Origin of the sequence: Haloglomus litoreum, from assembly GCF_029338515.1 — an archaeon.
GTDB lineage: Archaea > Halobacteriota > Halobacteria > Halobacteriales > Haloarculaceae > Haloglomus > Haloglomus litoreum.
Genome location: NZ_CP119988.1, coordinates 1,445,939 through 1,462,105, shown reverse-complemented (window position 1 = coordinate 1,462,105; position 16,167 = coordinate 1,445,939). Strand labels below are relative to the sequence as shown.

At 71.3% G+C, this 16,167-nt stretch carries 16 protein-coding genes; 9 read left to right on the top strand and 7 right to left on the bottom strand.

What is annotated here, in order from left to right:
* Positions 1-100 precede the first annotated feature (100 nt).
* Positions 101-1,990, top strand: a complete 1,890-nt coding sequence (gene menD / locus P2T62_RS07165) for a 2-succinyl-5-enolpyruvyl-6-hydroxy-3-cyclohexene-1-carboxylic-acid synthase (RefSeq protein ID WP_276260715.1) — start codon at positions 101-103, stop codon at positions 1,988-1,990.
* On the opposite strand, the gene P2T62_RS07160 is transcribed toward menD, so the two are convergent.
* The 4 genes from P2T62_RS07160 to P2T62_RS07145 all read right to left on the bottom strand — a co-directional run bounded on the left by P2T62_RS07160 (position 1,991) and on the right by P2T62_RS07145 (position 4,251).
* Positions 1,991-2,200 carry a hypothetical protein gene (locus tag P2T62_RS07160; protein ID WP_276260714.1) on the bottom strand — a complete coding sequence of 70 codons (210 nt, stop codon included), beginning with the start codon at positions 2,198-2,200 and terminating at the stop codon, positions 1,991-1,993.
* Positions 2,201-2,454: 254 nt separating this feature from the next.
* A complete protein-coding gene (locus tag P2T62_RS07155) occupies positions 2,455-2,814 on the bottom strand; it encodes a hypothetical protein (protein WP_276260713.1) in 360 nt (119 codons plus the stop codon).
* On the bottom strand, positions 2,811-3,326 hold the full coding sequence (locus P2T62_RS07150; protein WP_276260712.1) for a hypothetical protein: 516 nt from the start codon (positions 3,324-3,326) through the stop codon (positions 2,811-2,813). Before P2T62_RS07150 ends, P2T62_RS07155 begins: the two co-directional genes overlap by 4 nt.
* Before the next feature lie 160 nt (positions 3,327-3,486).
* Positions 3,487-4,251 (bottom strand): CPBP family intramembrane glutamic endopeptidase, encoded by a 765-nt coding sequence (locus P2T62_RS07145; protein WP_276260711.1) that lies wholly within the window; start codon positions 4,249-4,251, stop codon positions 3,487-3,489.
* Between the two features lie 193 nt (positions 4,252-4,444).
* Between P2T62_RS07145 and P2T62_RS07140 the strand changes: the two genes are divergently transcribed.
* From P2T62_RS07140 to P2T62_RS07115, 6 genes are all read left to right on the top strand, one after another.
* On the top strand, positions 4,445-5,422 hold the full coding sequence (locus P2T62_RS07140; RefSeq protein WP_276260710.1) for an ABC transporter ATP-binding protein: 978 nt from the start codon (positions 4,445-4,447) through the stop codon (positions 5,420-5,422).
* On the top strand, positions 5,419-6,273 hold the full coding sequence (locus tag P2T62_RS07135) for an ABC transporter permease subunit (protein ID WP_276260709.1): 855 nt from the start codon (positions 5,419-5,421) through the stop codon (positions 6,271-6,273). The genes P2T62_RS07140 and P2T62_RS07135 overlap by 4 nt, the downstream gene beginning before the upstream one ends.
* Positions 6,274-6,365: 92 nt before the next feature.
* A complete protein-coding gene (locus P2T62_RS07130; RefSeq protein WP_276260708.1) occupies positions 6,366-7,262 on the top strand; it encodes a winged helix-turn-helix domain-containing protein in 897 nt (298 codons plus the stop codon).
* 86 nt (positions 7,263-7,348) lie between these two features.
* Positions 7,349-8,215: a DUF4097 family beta strand repeat-containing protein gene (locus tag P2T62_RS07125; RefSeq protein ID WP_276260707.1), complete on the top strand. Its 867-nt coding sequence runs from the start codon at positions 7,349-7,351 to the stop codon at positions 8,213-8,215.
* 39 nt (positions 8,216-8,254) lie between these two features.
* A complete protein-coding gene (locus P2T62_RS07120) occupies positions 8,255-9,247 on the top strand; it encodes an alpha/beta fold hydrolase (protein ID WP_276260706.1) in 993 nt (330 codons plus the stop codon).
* An 814-nt stretch (positions 9,248-10,061) separates the two neighbouring features.
* The gene (locus P2T62_RS07115; protein ID WP_276260705.1) at positions 10,062-11,792 is read left to right on the top strand and encodes an AMP-binding protein; all 1,731 of its coding nucleotides are present in this window, start codon (positions 10,062-10,064) and stop codon (positions 11,790-11,792) included.
* A gap of 468 nt (positions 11,793-12,260) precedes the next feature.
* Here P2T62_RS07115 and P2T62_RS07110 read toward each other — a convergent pair whose 3' ends face one another.
* The gene (locus P2T62_RS07110) at positions 12,261-12,680 is read right to left on the bottom strand and encodes a DUF7344 domain-containing protein (protein WP_276260704.1); all 420 of its coding nucleotides are present in this window, start codon (positions 12,678-12,680) and stop codon (positions 12,261-12,263) included.
* A gap of 164 nt (positions 12,681-12,844) precedes the next feature.
* On the opposite strand from P2T62_RS07110, the gene P2T62_RS07105 reads away from it, so the two are divergent.
* Positions 12,845-14,203 carry an NAD(P)/FAD-dependent oxidoreductase gene (locus P2T62_RS07105; protein WP_276260703.1) on the top strand — a complete coding sequence of 453 codons (1,359 nt, stop codon included), beginning with the start codon at positions 12,845-12,847 and terminating at the stop codon, positions 14,201-14,203.
* A gap of 3 nt (positions 14,204-14,206) precedes the next feature.
* Here the strand turns inward: P2T62_RS07105 and P2T62_RS07100 are convergent, their stop codons facing one another.
* A complete protein-coding gene (locus tag P2T62_RS07100; protein ID WP_276260702.1) occupies positions 14,207-14,704 on the bottom strand; it encodes a thiol-disulfide oxidoreductase DCC family protein in 498 nt (165 codons plus the stop codon).
* A 495-nt stretch (positions 14,705-15,199) separates the two neighbouring features.
* Entirely contained in the window at positions 15,200-15,580 is a 381-nt protein-coding gene (locus tag P2T62_RS07095; RefSeq protein ID WP_276260701.1) for a winged helix-turn-helix transcriptional regulator, read from the bottom strand.
* A gap of 109 nt (positions 15,581-15,689) precedes the next feature.
* Between P2T62_RS07095 and P2T62_RS07090 the strand changes: the two genes are divergently transcribed.
* Entirely contained in the window at positions 15,690-16,118 is a 429-nt protein-coding gene (locus P2T62_RS07090) for a DUF6069 family protein (RefSeq protein ID WP_276260700.1), read from the top strand.
* Positions 16,119-16,167 lie beyond the last annotated feature (49 nt).

Below are 16,167 nucleotides of genomic sequence, written 5' to 3'. Positions count from 1 at the left end.
ACCCGTCCGGAGGTTCTTAGCGGCGACCGTCCCTAGCCGGGCGTATGCACCAGGCCACGCACGACCGGTCGCCGCGCGACCAGGCGGGAGGTCGACAGCCGTGACCGACGACCCGGCCGCGCCCGGCCAACCGACCGACGAGCCCCCGACCACCGACGCGCCCAACCGGAACACGCTCTGGGGGCGTGTCATCGTGCAGGAACTCGTCCGGAGCGGCGTCAGCGACGTCTGCCTCACGCCCGGGAGCCGCTGTACGCCGCTGACGAACGCCTTCGCCGAGCATCCGGCGGTGCGGACGTTCACCCACATCGACGAGCGCTCGTCGGCCTTCTTCGCGCTGGGCCGGGCGAAGGCGACGGGCCGCCCGACGCCGCTCGTCTGCACGTCGGGGACCGCGCTCGCCAACTACCACCCGGCGGTGATGGAGGCCGCCAACGCCCGGGTCCCGATGCTCCTGCTGACGGCGGACCGGCCCCGCGTGCTGCAGGATTCGGGCGCCAACCAGACCGTCGACCAGGAGAAACTGTACGGCGGCGCGGTCCGGGCGTATCGCACCCTCCCGGAACCCGAGGTCGAGGATCGGAAGGTCCGCGCCCTCCGGACGGCCGTCGCGCGGGCCGTCGCCACCTCGACCCGCGACGCCGGGCCACCCGGGCCGGTCCACCTGAACGTCCCGTTCGAGAAGCCGCTGGAGCCGACGCCCGTCGAGGGCGACGTGCCCGCGGACTGGGCCGACGAGTCGCACGCCCTGGCCGCGACCGGGCGCGGGGACGAACGCCCGTACGTGGCGACGACACCCGGGCGTGTGGACCTCTCGGCGGCCGACCGCGCCCGCGTGGTCGAGGCCGTCGAGGACGCGGAGCGGGGGCTCATCGTCGCCGGCCCCGCGGACGCGCCGACACCGGACCGGGACGCGCTGCTCGGCCTCGCCCGCGCGACGGGGTTCCCGGTGCTCGCGGACCCGCTCTCCGGGCTCCGCTTCGGCGACCACGTCGCCGCCGACGGCGTGCTGGTCTGTGGCGGCTACGACTCGTTCCTCGACGCGCCGGCGTTCGCCCCCGAGCACACCTCCGCACCCGACCTCGTCATCCGGTTCGGCGCCTCCCCCACCTCGAAGCCGCTCCGGCACTACCTCCGGGACGCGACGCGGGAGGCGGGCACGCAGCAGGTCGTCGTCGACCCGGCGGGTGGCTGGCGGGAGGCGTCGTTCACGGCGTCGGACCTCGTCGTGGCGGACCCGACACCCCTGGCCGCCTCGGTCTCCGGCCGCGTCGAGTCGGGGACGGACCCGGCGTGGCGCGAACGGTTCCGGGCCGCCGAGCGCGCGCACTGGGAGACGGTCGCCGACGCGCCCGCGGCCGGCGAGGCCCCGTACGAGGGGCAGGTGCTCGCGACGGTGGCCGAGCGGACGCCGGGCCCGGCGACGCTGTTCGTCTCGAACTCGATGCCGGTCCGCGACCTCGACCGGTTCGCCGCGCCGCGGGCGGCCGACCTGCGCGTGCTGGGCAACCGCGGCGCCTCGGGCATCGACGGCATCACCTCCTCGGCGCTCGGCGCCGGCGCGGGGGACGACGGCCCCCTCGTGCTCGTGACGGGCGACCTCGCGTGCTACCACGACGCGAACGGCCTGCTCGCGCTCCCGCGCAACGACCTCGACGCCACCGTCGTCGTCGTCAACAACGACGGCGGCGGCATCTTCCACGTCCTCCCCATCGAGGCCCACGAGTCGTTCACGGAGTTCTTCCGGACGCCGCTGGGCGTGGACCTCTCGCACCTCGCGGCGATGTACGGCTACGACTTCGGGCGCGTCCACGCCGCGGCCGACGGGCTGGACGCCTTCGTGGACCTGTTCGACGCCGCCGTCGGCGCCCCCGGCGGGCACGTCGTGGAGGTGGTCCTCGACGGCGAGGCGTCGCATCGCACGCGCGAGGCGCTGCACGAGCGCGTCCGCGAGGCCGTCGACGGGGCGCTGGCGCCGGAAGCGGAGTAATCAGGGCGTCTCGATGACGACCGCCTCGGAGCCACAGAGCATACAGCCGTCGGCGTGACGCCGGGCGACCATCTGGCGACCGCAGTCGAGACAGTGGAGGAGCTGGTGGTCCCCCTCGCGGAGCTTCGCCGCCACCGCCTCGGTCTGCGGCGGGATGCAGGCGGTGGGGCCGTCACCGCTGTCGACCCGCTCGTCGGTGTTGTCGGGCACGGATTCGCTAGCGGCCGCGCCGGTAAGTGTCTCCCGGCCGCGTACGGACCGGCCGGTAGCTCGAATCGGGGACAGGCGACCGCCTTCGGGCCTACTCCGCGGCTTCGCGGACCAGCGGGAACTCGCTGACCCGGCGGACCCGATGGCGCCGCCGTCCGGCCAGGCCGGGCTCGCTCAGCGTCGCGTCGAGATCGACTGCGAGGGCGTCGACCGGGTGTTGGTCTCGTACGGTGCATCGGCCGGGGGATCGGGGGTCACGTCAGCGCCAGCAGCACCCAGAACTGCCAGCCGGCCCACAGGAGCCAGCACAGCCCCGTTGCTGCGAGGGCGTGCAACCGGTAGCGGGGTGCGAGGCGGGCGGCCAGGCCGTAGGCGAGCAGCACCACCGCCAGGCGGGACGCGACGAGCGCCGGGAGGCCGCGAGCCGCGAGCCACCGGCCACCCGGAAGGAGTGTGACCGGTATCTCCCCCATCGCGAGGGCGGTGTTCGCCGCGAGCGTCGAGGCGGCGAGTCCGAGGAGGGCGACGCCGATGGCCGCCACCGGGACGACGAGGTCACGGGCCCGCCGCGAGATGTCTGTCGGAACCGCATCCGTCAGCTGAGTCGTGGTCACGAGCCCGGAGCCCTCCACGTCGCCGCGGCCCCGCCCTCGTGCATCACGGTCAGCGTCACGGGCTCGGTACCGGCCGGGAGTTCGATGGTGGCCTCGTACGGGACGTGGCCCGCGTCGGCACACGGGCGCGGCCGTCGGTCCGCGTCCGCCCGCGTCGAGGTCCAGAGGACGTACTCCCCGGGTTCGGGCTCGGTCAGGGCGGCCGGCGGTGCGAAGCGGGCGGCGTCGTCGGTCGCGAGCCCGCCGGTGACGACCAGTGTGACGGCGCCGGAGGCGTTCGTGTGCATCGTCACGCCTACCGGGACGGCGGGCTCACAGACCCCCGCCCCGGAGACGAACTGACGGACCACCGCCTCGGTGGGGTTCTCGGGGACCCCGCCGGTGGGCGTCGTCCCCGGCACCGCCCTGGCGTCAGTCGGGGCCGGCGCGTCCGTGCCCGCGCCGACGAGTACCGCACCGCCGAGCGCGAGGAGCAGCACCGCCGGAACCACGGCGAACCATCTCGGTATCATGGCTTCGGGAGGGCAGCTATCGACATAACTGCTCGCAGAAATCCGATTCTGTGGCGGTTGGCACCAGATGCCACACATAAGCATCGAAGTGTAGCCATACACGGATTGAGACGGGCACAAGGAACTTGCATGGACACCGGAACCCCCCGTGGAGGCCGCCTCAGAGTACCGCCGCCAGCGCCGTCGCGATGAGGAGGCCGTTGAACAGGCTGTGCGCGAGGACGGCCGGGACGAGGTTCCCGGTACGCTCGTAGACGACACCGAGGACGACCGAGCCCGCCGCGATGGCGGCCAGCGAGAGACCGAAGCCGAGGGTGAACGGGTCACCGCCGCCCCAGACGAGCGTTGCGACGTGGCCGGCTGCGAACCCCAGCGAGGTGAGGCCGATGGCCGCGACGGGCCCGAAGGACTGCCGGAGCCTGCCCTGCACGACGCCGCGGTACAGCAGCTCCTCGACGGGGCCGATGAGGAACAGGGCGGAGACGAGCGCCAGCGAGTAGACCAGCACCGGATCCGCCGCCGCGGCCGCATCGATGCCGCCGCCGACGGGTTCGACGCCGAACCGGCTGCCGAGGAGGACCAGTCCCACCTGGACCGCGAGCGGGACGACGATGCCGACGACGACCCACCCGAGGTCGCGCCGGGTCGGCACGCGAACGGGAACCGTCAGCGAGGTGTAGCGGACGTAGTAGTACGCCATCGCGCCGAGCGAGAGCGTCGCGAGGGTGCCGCCGACGGCGAACGGGACGAGGAAGCCGTCGTTCCCGAGCAGCGCCCACGCCTCCGCGACGGAGCCGACCACGAGCGGGACGTACAGCGCGGCGCCCAGCGTGACGGCGATGGCGAAGAGGACGGCGCGGAGCCGGCTCGGTGCTTCGGTGGTCGGGTCGATTCCGGAGAGTTCCGTACGAGTGGTGGTCTCCATGACGCCAGGGACGCCGAGGGAGGGGATAACTGCTCACAGAAGCGCCGTTCTGTACGGGACGAGGACAGACAGGGGAAACCGGCGTGCGGGACCCCAGCCGGTCCGCCAGGCAGCTGTCGCGGGCGCCATGCTATCGCACACAGAAGCCGGCTTCTGCGAGTGGCTATATCCGCTTGCAGCAATCTCTCGACCGATGAGTGCAATCGAACTGCGCGGTGTAACGAAGCGGTACGGCGACGTGACCGCACTCGACGACGTGAGCCTCTCCGTGGCGGAGGGCGAGATATTCGGCTTCCTCGGACCGAACGGTGCCGGGAAGTCGACGACCATCGACATCCTGCTCGACTTCGTGCGCCCGACCGCGGGCTCGGCGGCGGTCCTCGGGTACGACGCGCAGGCCGACTCGCTGGCGGTCCGGCGACGGGTCGGCGTCCTCCCGGACGGCTACCACCTCTACGACCGGCTGACCGCCCGCCAGCACCTCGAGTTCGCGGTCGACTCGAAGCGCGCGACCGACGACATCGACGCCGTCCTCGAGCGCGTCGGCCTCGCGGACGCGGCCGACCGGAAGGCGGGCGGCTTCTCGAAGGGGATGAAACAGCGCCTCGTCCTCGCGATGGCGCTCGTGGGTGAGCCCGACGTTCTCGTCCTGGACGAGCCGACGACCGGGCTGGACCCGAATGGAGCGCGCCGGATGCGCGAAATCATCCGCGAGGAGCGCGACCGCGGCGCGACCGTCTTCTTCTCCTCGCACATCCTCGAGCAGGTCGAGGCGGTCTGTGACCGCGTCGGCATCCTCCGCGAGGGTCGCCTCGTCGCGGTCGACACCATCGACGCGCTGCGGGGCGCGCTGGGCAGCGAGGCCCGGCTCACCCTCACCGTCGACCCCGTCAGCGAGGACCTGGTTGCGGCGGTCGCGGCGGTCGAGGGCGTCTCCAGCGTCCGCGAGGACGGCGAGGGCCAGCTCTCGGTCGCCTGTGAGGAGGCCGCGAAGACGGCGGTCCTCGCCGCGGTCGAGGCCGCCGGCGCCCGCCTGCTCGACTTCGACACCGAGGACGTGTCGCTGGAGGAGCTGTTCGCCGCCTACACCGAGGACGCACCGGACGCGGCCGGGGAGACGGAGGCAGACGCGCCAGCAGCCGACGACGAGGCCCCGGAGGTGCGCGCATGAGCTGGGTCGTCGTCGCGCGCAAGGACTTCCGGGACGCCCGCCTCTCGCGGGGCCTGTGGGCCGTCACGGGCCTGTTCGTCCTCATGTCGGTCGGCTTCGCGGTGCTGTACGGCACGGTCCCGGCCGTGAGCCAGGACATCGGCGAGGTGAGCACGCTGGGGTTCCTGACGCTGCTCATCGGCGCGGTGACGCTGTTCGTCTCCATCGCCGCCATCGTCATCGGGGCCGGCGCCATCGCCGGTGAACGCGCCAGCGGCTCGGGCAAGCTCCTCCTGGGCTTCCCGCACAGCCGCGCGGACGTGGTCCTCGGGAAGCTGGTCGGACGGACCGCCGTCCTCGGCGCGGCCATCGTGGTCGGGCTGGCCATCACGCTCGTCGTGGCGCTGGTCCTGTTCGACTCGTTCGCGCCCGTCGACTACGCGGTCTTCACCGCGATGACGCTCGTGCTCGCGCTGGTGTACATCGGCATCATGGTCGCCATCTCCGCAACGACGGGGAGCGGCGGCCGCGCGATGGCGTTCGGGATCGGCGCGTTCGTCGTCCTCGAGGTCCTCGCGGACGTCGTCCCGCTGGCGGCGCTGTTCGTCGTCAACGGCTTCGCGATGCCCGGCGGCGCGGCGGTTCCCGGCTGGGTCGCCTTCCTGAACGTCGTCACCCCGAGCGCGGCGTACACGAACGCCCTGGGCTGGTTCCTCGGTGACGGCACCGCGACCGCGGCGGCACTGGGCGCACAGCTCGCCGGCCCGGTCCCGTTCTACCTGACCGGCTGGGCCAGCATGGCCGTCCTCGCGGCGTGGCTGGTCGTCCCGCTGGCGCTGGGCTACCGCCGCTTCGCGCGCGCAGACCTCTGAGTCCCGAGGTCGGCTCGGGGCCGGGGCTCACCGACCGAGACAGTTCCTTTCACGGCGATACAGCCTTATACTACGGCGCCGATTGGTGACATATGAGTGGCGAGTACGACACCGGGAGCGGCGCCATCAGCGTCGAGCGGCGCTCCCCGGAGGCGGTCTTCGGGCTGCTGGGCGACGAGAGCCGCCTGCGCATCCTGCAGGCGCTTGGTGAGACGCCCGACGAACCCGTGCCCTTCGCTGAACTGCACCGCCGGTCGGAGGTGGCCGACAGTGGCCGGTTCAACTACCACCTCGGCAAGCTCCGCGGGACCTTCGTCCGCCGGACCGACGACGGCTACGAACTCACCTACGCCGGGCGCCAGGTCATCGGTGCGATGTACGCCGGCGTCTACACCGCGAACGCGACCGTCGATGCCATCCCGGTCGAGGAGGGCTGCCCGGCCTGTGGCGGCGACCTGGTCGCCGAATACGCTGCGGAGACCGCACGCGTCGACTGCACGGCGTGCGACGCGTTCCGGAACGACTTCGCGTTCCCGCCGGGGAGCCTCGACCAGTTCGACCGGACGGAGCTACCGCTCGCGTTCGACCGGTGGATGAACCACGTCATCGGCGGCGTCATCGACGGCTTCTGCTACACCTGTGCCGGGCGCATGAGCGGCCGGCTGGTCGTCGACGAGCCGGACGGGAAGATGGGTGGACTGCCCGCCCACGCGGAGTTCGAGTGCGACCGCTGTGGGAGTACCGCGACCACCTCCGGCGCTGCGCCCATGATGCACCATCCCGCCGTCGCGGGGTTCCTCTACGACCACGGCTTCGAGAGTGGTCGGACCCCGACGTGGGAACTCGGGGAGGTCGGCCTCCCGAGGGGGGAACTCCTGGCCGAATCCCCGCCGCGGATGGCGGTCCGGCTGGAGCACGGGGACGAGCGGGTCACCGCGACCCTGGAGGCTGACGCGAGCGTCAGCAGCGTCGAGCGGACGAGCGCGTAGTCACCGTACCGCGCAGCGAGACACACTCTCGCGTACAGAAGCGGGCTTCTGGGACCGGTTAAGCAACGAGACAGCCTCCACAGTGTATGGACACGACGACGACCTCCGACGGCCGGATGGACCGACGAACCTTCCTCGGTGCGGGCGCGCTCGCCGCGGCGGCGGCCCTCGCTGGCTGTACGGTGCGTGGCGTCCCGGCCGGCGAGACGAGCCGTCGCCGGGACTGGACGTTCCCCGCGGCGGAGGTCGACGTGGTTCGGGTGGACAGCGACGTGGGCGACGTGACCGTCGTCGGCCGGGAGACCGACACGGTGGACGTGACCGCGGTGGCGCGCTCGTGGAACGGTCAGCGCGGCCTCGACCGGGTGGACGTGACGGCGACCGTACGGGAGGGCACCCTGACGGTCGTCTCGACGGTGGACGGCGGCCCGGTCGACACGCCGCGGACCCCACGCGCCGACGTGACGGTCGTGGTCCCGGCAGGGACTGGAGGGCCGGATGTCGACACCGTCCGAACCGGCGCGGGCGAGGTGACGCTGACCGATACGCGGGGCGACACCGCCGTCGAGGCCGTGGCCGGCGCCATCGTCGCGAACCGCGTCGACGGGTACCTCTCGCTGCGGGCGAGCGCGGGCCGTATCGAGGCCGCCGACGTGACCGGGCTCGACGAGGCCCGCACCGACCTCGGCCGGGTGCAGGTGGAACTGCTCGGGGCTCGCGGGGACGTCGAGATCAGTTCCGGGATGGGCGAGGTGGTGGTCGGCGTGGCCGACGACCTAGACCTGGACGTGCTGGCCGAGGCCGAGGGGCGAGTCAGTTCGGACCTCGACCTGACGGGCGGACGGGCGCGGCGCGACCGCGTCGAGGGCCGACTCAACGACGGCGGACACCGGCTCCACGCCGTGAGCGAGGCCGGGCGCGTCGCGCTGCGCCGTATCGAACGCCGGATGTGAGGCACGAGGCTTTTCATTCCCGGACGCGCCCCATCGGCCGTGTCCGGAAGCGACGATGACGACGACGGCGCGGGCGCTCGCTGCGGCCGGTGGCGCCGCCCGCTCGCGCTCGGCGGGCTGGCCCTCGGGGGCGCGGCGGCCGCGGGACTGGCGTGGGCCCACCACCACGACCTGCCACCCGCCGAACTCGAACCGGAGTACGCCGAGGGCGAGGACGACTTCCTCGACGTGGACGGCCTGCGCGTCCACTACCGCGACGAGGGGCCACGCGACGCGCCGGTCCTGCTGTGCCTGCACGGGACCTTCTCCTCGCTCCACACCTGGGACGGCTGGGTCGACGCGCTCGCCGGGGAGTACCGCGTCGTCCGGCCGGACCTCCCGGGCCACGGCCTGACCGGTCCGCACCCCGAGGACGACTACTCGATGGCGGCGTACGTCGCGTTCGTCGAGGCGTTCCGGGAGCGGCTCGACATCGACGAATGGGTCGTCGCGGGGAACTCGCGGGGCGGCGAGATCGCCTGGCGGTACGCGCTGGACCACCCCGAGCGCACCCCCGCGCTCGTCCTCGTCGACTCGATGGGCTTCCCGATGGCGTTCGAGAGCCCGTTCGGCATCATCGAGTTGCCGTGGCTCCCGAACGCCATCGCCCGTCTGACGCCCCGACGGCTCGTCCGCCGGAGCGTCCGTGACGTGTACGGCGACCCCTCGCGGGTCTCCGAGGAACTGGTGGACCGCTACCACGACCTCGTCCGCCGGGAGGGGAACCGCGACGCGGGCGTCGAACTCGTCCGCCGGGACGTGAACGCCACGCACCGCCACGAGGAACTCGCCGACCTCGGAACGCCGACGCTCGTGCTCTGGGGCGAGGAGGACTACCTCATCCCGCCCTGGTTCGGCGAGGACTTCGCCGAGGCGATTCCGGACGCCGAGCTGGTCACCTACGAGGATGCGGGTCACACGCCGATGGAGGAGATCCCCGAGCGCACGGCGGCCGACGTGCGACGGTTTCTGGACGGGCGGCTCGGGGAGTGAATTCCTGCCCCCGAACCGGCAGTCCTCCCTCATGGTGGTGACGGGGACGAGAGCGACCACGAAGCCCTCGCGCTCTCTCACGGTGACAGCGACGACGGAGACACCTACGAAGCCCTCGCGCTCTCGACTCGGGAGCCTCGCTGCGCTCCTCGCTCCCTACGGTCGCTGTGGTGCTTACTTCGGCCGCCTTCGTCGAGAGCGCTCGCCCTTCGAGTCCACCAGGGACATGGTCTGTGTCACGGGCGCTACGGCCCTGCCCTTCCCCGGGTCGCGCGGGCTCGCTTTCGCTCGCCACGCGCTCCCGGCCCAGGAACGGTTGGTCGGCCGCCCGGTTCCGGAAGCAGGAAGCGCGCCAGCGGCCCACCGTGGAGGCCGCTCGCGACAGCGAGCGTGCCGGAACACCCCGCCGCTGGCGCGGGGAGGTGTGGGGCCACGAGCACTCCGATGGAACCACCACGCGCGAACGCTCGGCCGAACAAGCCACAGGGCGGGACTGAAAGGGGCCGCCCGCTCGACCGTTCCCGGGCGAAGTAAGCACCGCAGGGAGCGAACGCAGTGAGCGAGCGAGGAGCACAGCGAGCCCCGGAACGTCGAGCGGGCGGGGGCTTTCTACCCGGTTCCGTCCGGCAGTCTCAGGCCGCCGTGAAGAGGCAGAATTGACTCTGAATGAGCAGAATAAATTATATAAAATCAATACAATATACAAATAGTAACCAAATTACAATTATCACACCTTTCTTACGCAATTCGGTCCATCCTCCCAACCAGGCGCCGGCCCACAACGGCCAAACCCGCCCCGCGCGACACCCCGTCCATGTGGCAGGTGATGCCGACCTACGACGACTACGAGGCGGCCCGCGGCGACTTCGAGTGGGACCTCCCCGACGCGTACAACCCCGGCGTCGACATGGTCCGCAAGCACGACGCCGACGCGACAGGACTCGTCGTCGCGAGCGAGGACGCCGCGAACGGCGGCCCGGTCGAACGTTACTCGTGGGGCGATCTCGACGCGCGCTCGGACGCGCTGGCGGCCGGGCTCCGCGAGCGCGGCGTCGAGCCGGGCGACCGCGTCGGAGTCTGTCTTCCGCAGGTGGCCGCGACCCCCCTGGCCCACCTCGCGTGCTGGAAGGCCGGCGCCGTCTCGGTGCCGCTGACGACGCTGTTCGGCCGGGACGCGCTGGAACACCGGCTCGGCGACGCCGACGCGGTGGCCGTCGTCGCCGCCGGGAGCGTCCTCGAGGACCTCGAAGCGACGGCCCTCCCCGCACTCGACTCGCTGTTCACCGTCGACGCCGACCCGGACGCGGCCGCGGCCGTCGCCGCGGCGCTCGGCGCGGAACACGAGCCGTTCGACGACATCGGGGACGGGGCCGCGGCCGGTGACCTCGACGCCCACGACGCCACGCCCGCGACCCGGACGGCCATCATGTACACGAGCGGGTCGACGGGGCCGCCGAAGGGAGTGCTCCACTCGCACGCGCTCTGGCTCGGGCGCGCGGCCGCCGCCCAGCAGTTCTTCGAGGGGTATCGGGTGCGCGACGACGTTCCGGCCGACGACGTGACGGTCTGGACGCCCGCCGACTGGGCCTGGGGCGCGGCGCTGGGCGGGACGCTGCTGGGCGCGTGGCACCACGGCCATCGCATCGTCGGCGCGCCGCGGGGGTCGTTCGACCCGGAGTGGGCGTTCGGGCTCATGGAGCGCTTCGACGTGACCCACGCCTTCCTCCCGCCGACCGCCATCCGGATGCTGATGACCGTCGACGCGCCCGCCGAGCGGTGGGACCTCTCGCTGTCCGCCATCGGCTCGGCCGGCGAGCCGCTGACCCCGGAGATCCTGGAGTGGGGCGATGCGGAACTCCCGGCGGTGTCTGTCAACGAGTTCTACGGCCAGACCGAACTCAACCTCGTCGTCGGGAACAACCGGCGCTGGTTCGACGCCGAACCCGGGAGCATGGGCAAACCCTTCCCGGGCTACGACCTGGCGCTGCTGGACCCGGAGACGCGCGACCCCGTCGCACAGGGCGAGGTGGGGGAGATCGCCCTGCACCCGGGTGACCGCCGCGTCTTCTTCGACGAGTACTGGAACCGCCCCGAGGCGACGGCCGAGAAGACCGTCGAACTGCCGGCGGGCGTGGTCGACGGCACGGAGGAGACGGAGACTTGGTTCCTCACCGACGACCTCGCGACGCGGGACGAGGCAGGCTACGTCCGGTTCCGCTCGCGGACGGACGACGTCATCCTGACGGCGGGCTACCGCGTCGGCCCGCTGGAGGTCGAGCGCGTGCTGCTGGACCACCCGGCCGTCGAGCAGGCCGGCGTGGTCGGGGTCCCCGACGACACCCGTGGCGAGGCCATCCGGGCGTACATCCAGCCCGTCGAGGACCTCGACGCCGCCGACCACGACCGCGTCCGCGAGGAGCTGCGGGCCTCGTGCCGGGAGCGGCTGGCGGAGTACGAGTATCCCCGCGAGATCCACTTCGTCGACGAGTTACCGACCACCTCGACCGGGAAGATCCGACGGAGGGAACTGCGCGAGGGGGAGTGAGACGGAGGTCCGGCCTCGTGGAGCGCGATCGCCTGTCGAATCCCTCGGGCGGTGATGGGTTTCGGCGACGCTGCTGGATAGCGGGCGCTTATGCAGATCGGTATTCCCGAACCTCCCTGATCAGTAGAAGGGCGGAGAAGAGACTACCAGCGAGAAGCGCGAGCCATGCCCCAGAAAGCGGTTCCTGCGAGTCAACCGCTCTGAATAGTGCTCCCGTCAGGAGGGCAGCTGCGATGAGGCGCACCCGCGGGGAGACCATACCGAACCCTCCCCCGGAATCCACAAGAGGATGCCCCCTTTGGGCACGAATCGACCGAAGCACGGGGCTGCACACTCCCTCGATATCTCGCAGACCGCTACTACCAGGTGTCTGACAGTTCATCACGTTGTTGCTGCATCCAGAGCGCATCTACAGCATGCCGACGAGTGGCACTTCTCCGGTGCGCCGTCTCGGTGGCCCGACTCTTCTCAGCCCGAGTGAGCGGAATCCGGTTGGTTCGAGAGCATCACAGCGAGTTCGGTCAGTAGTGACTCTGCCGAATCATGACCACGGTATCGGATGTGGCGAGTACGGGTGTCGTACTCGACCCACCCGTTCGATTCGAGCTTCGGGAGGTGTTTGTGCGTCAGTTCGAGAACGACTCGCTCTCGGTCCATCTCGGGGACGCGCCGGGCAATGTGCTCGGTCACCTCCTCCAGCGTGGCTGTATTCGTCGATTGGATGTTCTCGAAATAGTGGATGAGCTCCCGACGGAGGTGATGACGAAGCGTGTCCAGCAATCTGTTCGTCGTCGGGGCCTTGTCCGGATAACACTCTGTTTGAGACATGGTGACGATTGTTTTGGCATCGTTCAGTGATAATTCCTCCGCCCCCTCGAGATCGACCATACCGTCGAGGCCGATTTGCTGAACCTCCCCGCTGTATCTCGCATCCCAGTACTGTCAGCCGGAGGAGATTCCAGCAGCGGCACGTACGGATATCTGGCCCCCCATGCCGCTCCCGTCGCGCCCGTGTCACGCCATTTATACCGACCGGAGCCGGGAGCGATACCATGCAACGAGTCGACGTGGCCGTCGTCGGCGGCGGGCCGGCCGGCAGTTCCGCCGGACGCGCCGCGGCCGCCGAGGGGGCCGACGCCCTCGTCATCGAGAAGGGCGTCCCGCGCGCCGACCGCGAGGGGCTGGGCCCGGACTCGACGGACGCCGCGGGCATCCTCGACTACTGGGTCGACATCATGGACCTCGACGTGCCCATCCCGGAGCACGTCAAGCTCCGCGAGCTGACCGGCGCCGACTTCATCGGGCCGAACGCCTCCGTCGAGCTGGACGAGACCGGCATCGACGCCTCCTACCCCAACTTCGGGTTCACCTTCCAGCGCGCCCGGATGGACGACTGGCTCCGCGAGCGCGCCGAGGACGCCGGCGCCGAGTACCGCGTCGGGACCGGCGTCCGCGAGGTCGAGAGCGACCTCACGGGCGCACCAACCCACCAGCTGACGCTGAAGGACGGCACCGAGATCGAGGCCGACTACCTCGTGCTCGCGGACGGCCCCCAGCGCACCGTCACCGGGCAGGTGCTCGAACCGCTCCTCCCGGACGGCCAGTTCGACGGCCTCGCCTCGACGACGGCCAACCACATCGCCTACCAGGAGTACCGCGAAATCCCCGAGGAACTGCTGGAGACGGACCGCCTGAAGTTCTGGTGGGGCCACATGCCAGGCCACACCGCGTACCCGTGGGTGTTCCCCAACGACGGCCAGGTCGCGCGCGTCGGCCTGACGATGCCCATCGGCCTCGACCTCGACACCGTCGAGAACCGCGAGGACTACGCCCTCCTCCGGCCCGAGGACGAGCGCGTCCCCGCCGGCAAGGAGTACATCAGCCGCCTGCTGGAGTACGCCTACCCCGAGTACGACGCCGAGGATTTCCCGCTGCTCGAGGACCGCGGCAAGGCGAAGGGGACCGAGACGTACCCCATCTCCTCGACGCGGCCCATCGAGTCACCGACGAAGGCGAACGTGGCGGTCGTCGGGGGCGCGATGGGCGCCACGTCGGCGTTCCACGAGGGCGGCGACCACGTCGCCATCCGCTCGGGGAAGGAGGCCGGGCGCCTCGCCGGCCTGGGGGCGCTCCGGGCGTACAACTACGAGTGGAAGCGCGCCATCGGCGAGGAGGTCCGGCGCAACGTCGTCCTCGCGGACATGGTCCGGGACTACGGCCCGTCGGACTGGGACCGCGTCTTCGGCCTCGCGAGCGCGATGCAACCCGACGAGGGCGGGCGGACGGACTGGCTCGACGCCATCCGCGCCGGGCCGGGTGCGCTCAAACTGTTCGCGCAGTACCAGTACGGCAAGTTCCAGAACCGCGACGGCGGCTACTGCCAGATCCGCGAGGACGACTACTCCGTCTGAGGCTCAGTCGTCCGCCGCGGCCTCCCCGCCCGCCTCCCCCCCGGCCGCACCCATGACGGCCTCGTCGCCATCGCTCGTCGCGAGGAACCGGTCGCGCAGTTCGGCATCGGGGACCATGCACTCCTCCTTCTTCCCCCAGACCCGGTAGCGGATGCGCGCGATGAGATCGTATCCAGCGTCCCGCAGCAGCCGGGGCACGAATCGGAGGTGCCACCCCAGCCGGTAGGGAACGTCCATGTACCGGGCGATGTGGACGGCGCCGTCGGACTTCGTATGGACGCCCTCCGGCCCGATGTAGACCAGCGAGTCGAAGTAGTCCGGGTCCATCCCGCGCTCGGCGAGCAGTTCGGTCGCCACCTCGGACTGGAGCGGCGCGAACCGGAGCCGCCCGTCGTCGTGCCGGTGGATGAACCGGACCGACGAGGAGCAGAAGTTGCAGACGCCGTCGAACAGCACCACCGGCGTCTCCATCACGTCGACCGAGGGCGTGGACTCGCTCATATCCACGGCTAGGCGTTCGCACCTCCTGACGCTTCCGGCGCGGAGGGCCCGCGAAGGTCGGTGCGAGAGCCGAGACTGCGCGCGCCCCGAAACACGGATACCGTGGCGCGGACTAGCCCCGACGCGTGCCTTCAGTCCCCGCCCGAGACCCCAGCAGGGCGCGATGACGCGCGGAGAACCCGGGCACGCGACAGGAACCGCCGTCCGCCACGAAGGGGCGGCACGCGGTCGCCGTGACCCACCAACTCGGGTCACGGCAGTCGAAGGCGCCGAGCGCCTTCCGCCTCGGCGGTTCACACCGCCTCGGCACTCGAGCGCGCGTCGCGCGCTCCGGCTCGACGGCTTACGCCGTCTCGCCATCCGTGGGCGCTCCGCGCCCACCGCCCGGCACGAGGGTTTCCCGGTCGACGCGGCACGCCGCCACGGGATGAGACCGGACGTTAGTGTTCCGGGCGACACACCACCACGAGCCAGGAGCGGCGAGTATCCCGCCGGTCAGTCCACCGTCACAGGACCGTACTCGCTGGACCAGCGGTAGAGCTCCGTGAACGCTGGCTTCAGCCCCTCCAGCCGTGGCGTCGCGATGTACTCGACGCGGGGCGGTCGCTCGTCGTACGAGTGGCGGTCGAGGAAACCCGCGGCGGTGAGTTCGGCCAGGCGTTCGGAGAGCGTCGTCGGCGAGATGCCCAGCTCCGCCTCCAGCTCGCCGAACCGCCACGGGGTCGGGTCGCTGGCGAACCGGTAGAGGATCGCCAGCGTGTGGCGCTTGCCCAGCAGCGCCAGCAGCGCCGCGACCGCACTGTCCGCACCGTCCCGGCCGATGGGCGGGCACTCGGCAGGCGGGCGAGTACCACCGTCACGCGATGTCGGTTCCATCCACTCACTACGCTAGCTGTAGTATTAACCTCGATCACTCCAGAGGTCCGTAGTGACTACGCATCCGGGGAGTTCCCTGCTTATCGCTACGGAAAGCGTAGGGATAGCCATGGCAACGACAACAACCCGATTCACACGCCCGGTGGACGCGAGCGACCTGACCCGCCGGACGACACTCGGCATCCTGACGGCCGTCGTCTCCGTCCTGGTGCTGCGTGCTGCCGTCGACCTCGCCGGGCTCGCGGTCGGCGCCGGCGGCACGAACGACCCGTTCGCGGTCCTCCCCCTGCTGGCGACCACCGTCGTCGCGGGCGTGGGCGCAGCCGTCGCGTATGCGGTACTCGACCGGTTCACCGCCCGCCCGGCGCGGAACTTCACCGCGCTCGCGGCGGCCGTCTTCACGCTCATGCTGGTTCCGGTCGTGGCGTTCGCCCCGACGCTGGGCGTGACCGCCGTCGGCCAGGCCGTCCTCGTGGCGTTCCACGCGGTCGTGGCCGTCCCCATCGTCGCGTTCGTCACCGGGGCCCTCCGGCGCTGAACCGGCGGTCCCCGGATGGCCGGCGGGACGTTTATACTGCCGTCACCGG

Bases quoted from the DNA above. Each gene is read 5' to 3' on its own strand.
- P2T62_RS07150 (WP_276260712.1), bottom strand. From the start codon at position 3,326: ATGATACCGAGATGGTTCGCCGTGGTTCCGGCGGTGCTGCTCCTCGCG.
- P2T62_RS07145 (WP_276260711.1), bottom strand. From the start codon at position 4,251: ATGGAGACCACCACTCGTACGGAACTCTCCGGAATCGACCCGACCACC.
- P2T62_RS07140 (WP_276260710.1), top strand. From the start codon at position 4,445: ATGAGTGCAATCGAACTGCGCGGTGTAACGAAGCGGTACGGCGACGTG.
- P2T62_RS07135 (WP_276260709.1), top strand. From the start codon at position 5,419: ATGAGCTGGGTCGTCGTCGCGCGCAAGGACTTCCGGGACGCCCGCCTC.
- P2T62_RS07130 (WP_276260708.1), top strand. From the start codon at position 6,366: ATGAGTGGCGAGTACGACACCGGGAGCGGCGCCATCAGCGTCGAGCGG.
- P2T62_RS07125 (WP_276260707.1), top strand. From the start codon at position 7,349: ATGGACACGACGACGACCTCCGACGGCCGGATGGACCGACGAACCTTC.
- P2T62_RS07115 (WP_276260705.1), top strand. From the start codon at position 10,062: ATGTGGCAGGTGATGCCGACCTACGACGACTACGAGGCGGCCCGCGGC.
- P2T62_RS07110 (WP_276260704.1), bottom strand. From the start codon at position 12,680: ATGGTCGATCTCGAGGGGGCGGAGGAATTATCACTGAACGATGCCAAA.
- P2T62_RS07105 (WP_276260703.1), top strand. From the start codon at position 12,845: ATGCAACGAGTCGACGTGGCCGTCGTCGGCGGCGGGCCGGCCGGCAGT.
- P2T62_RS07100 (WP_276260702.1), bottom strand. From the start codon at position 14,704: ATGAGCGAGTCCACGCCCTCGGTCGACGTGATGGAGACGCCGGTGGTG.
- P2T62_RS07095 (WP_276260701.1), bottom strand. From the start codon at position 15,580: ATGGAACCGACATCGCGTGACGGTGGTACTCGCCCGCCTGCCGAGTGC.
- P2T62_RS07090 (WP_276260700.1), top strand. From the start codon at position 15,690: ATGGCAACGACAACAACCCGATTCACACGCCCGGTGGACGCGAGCGAC.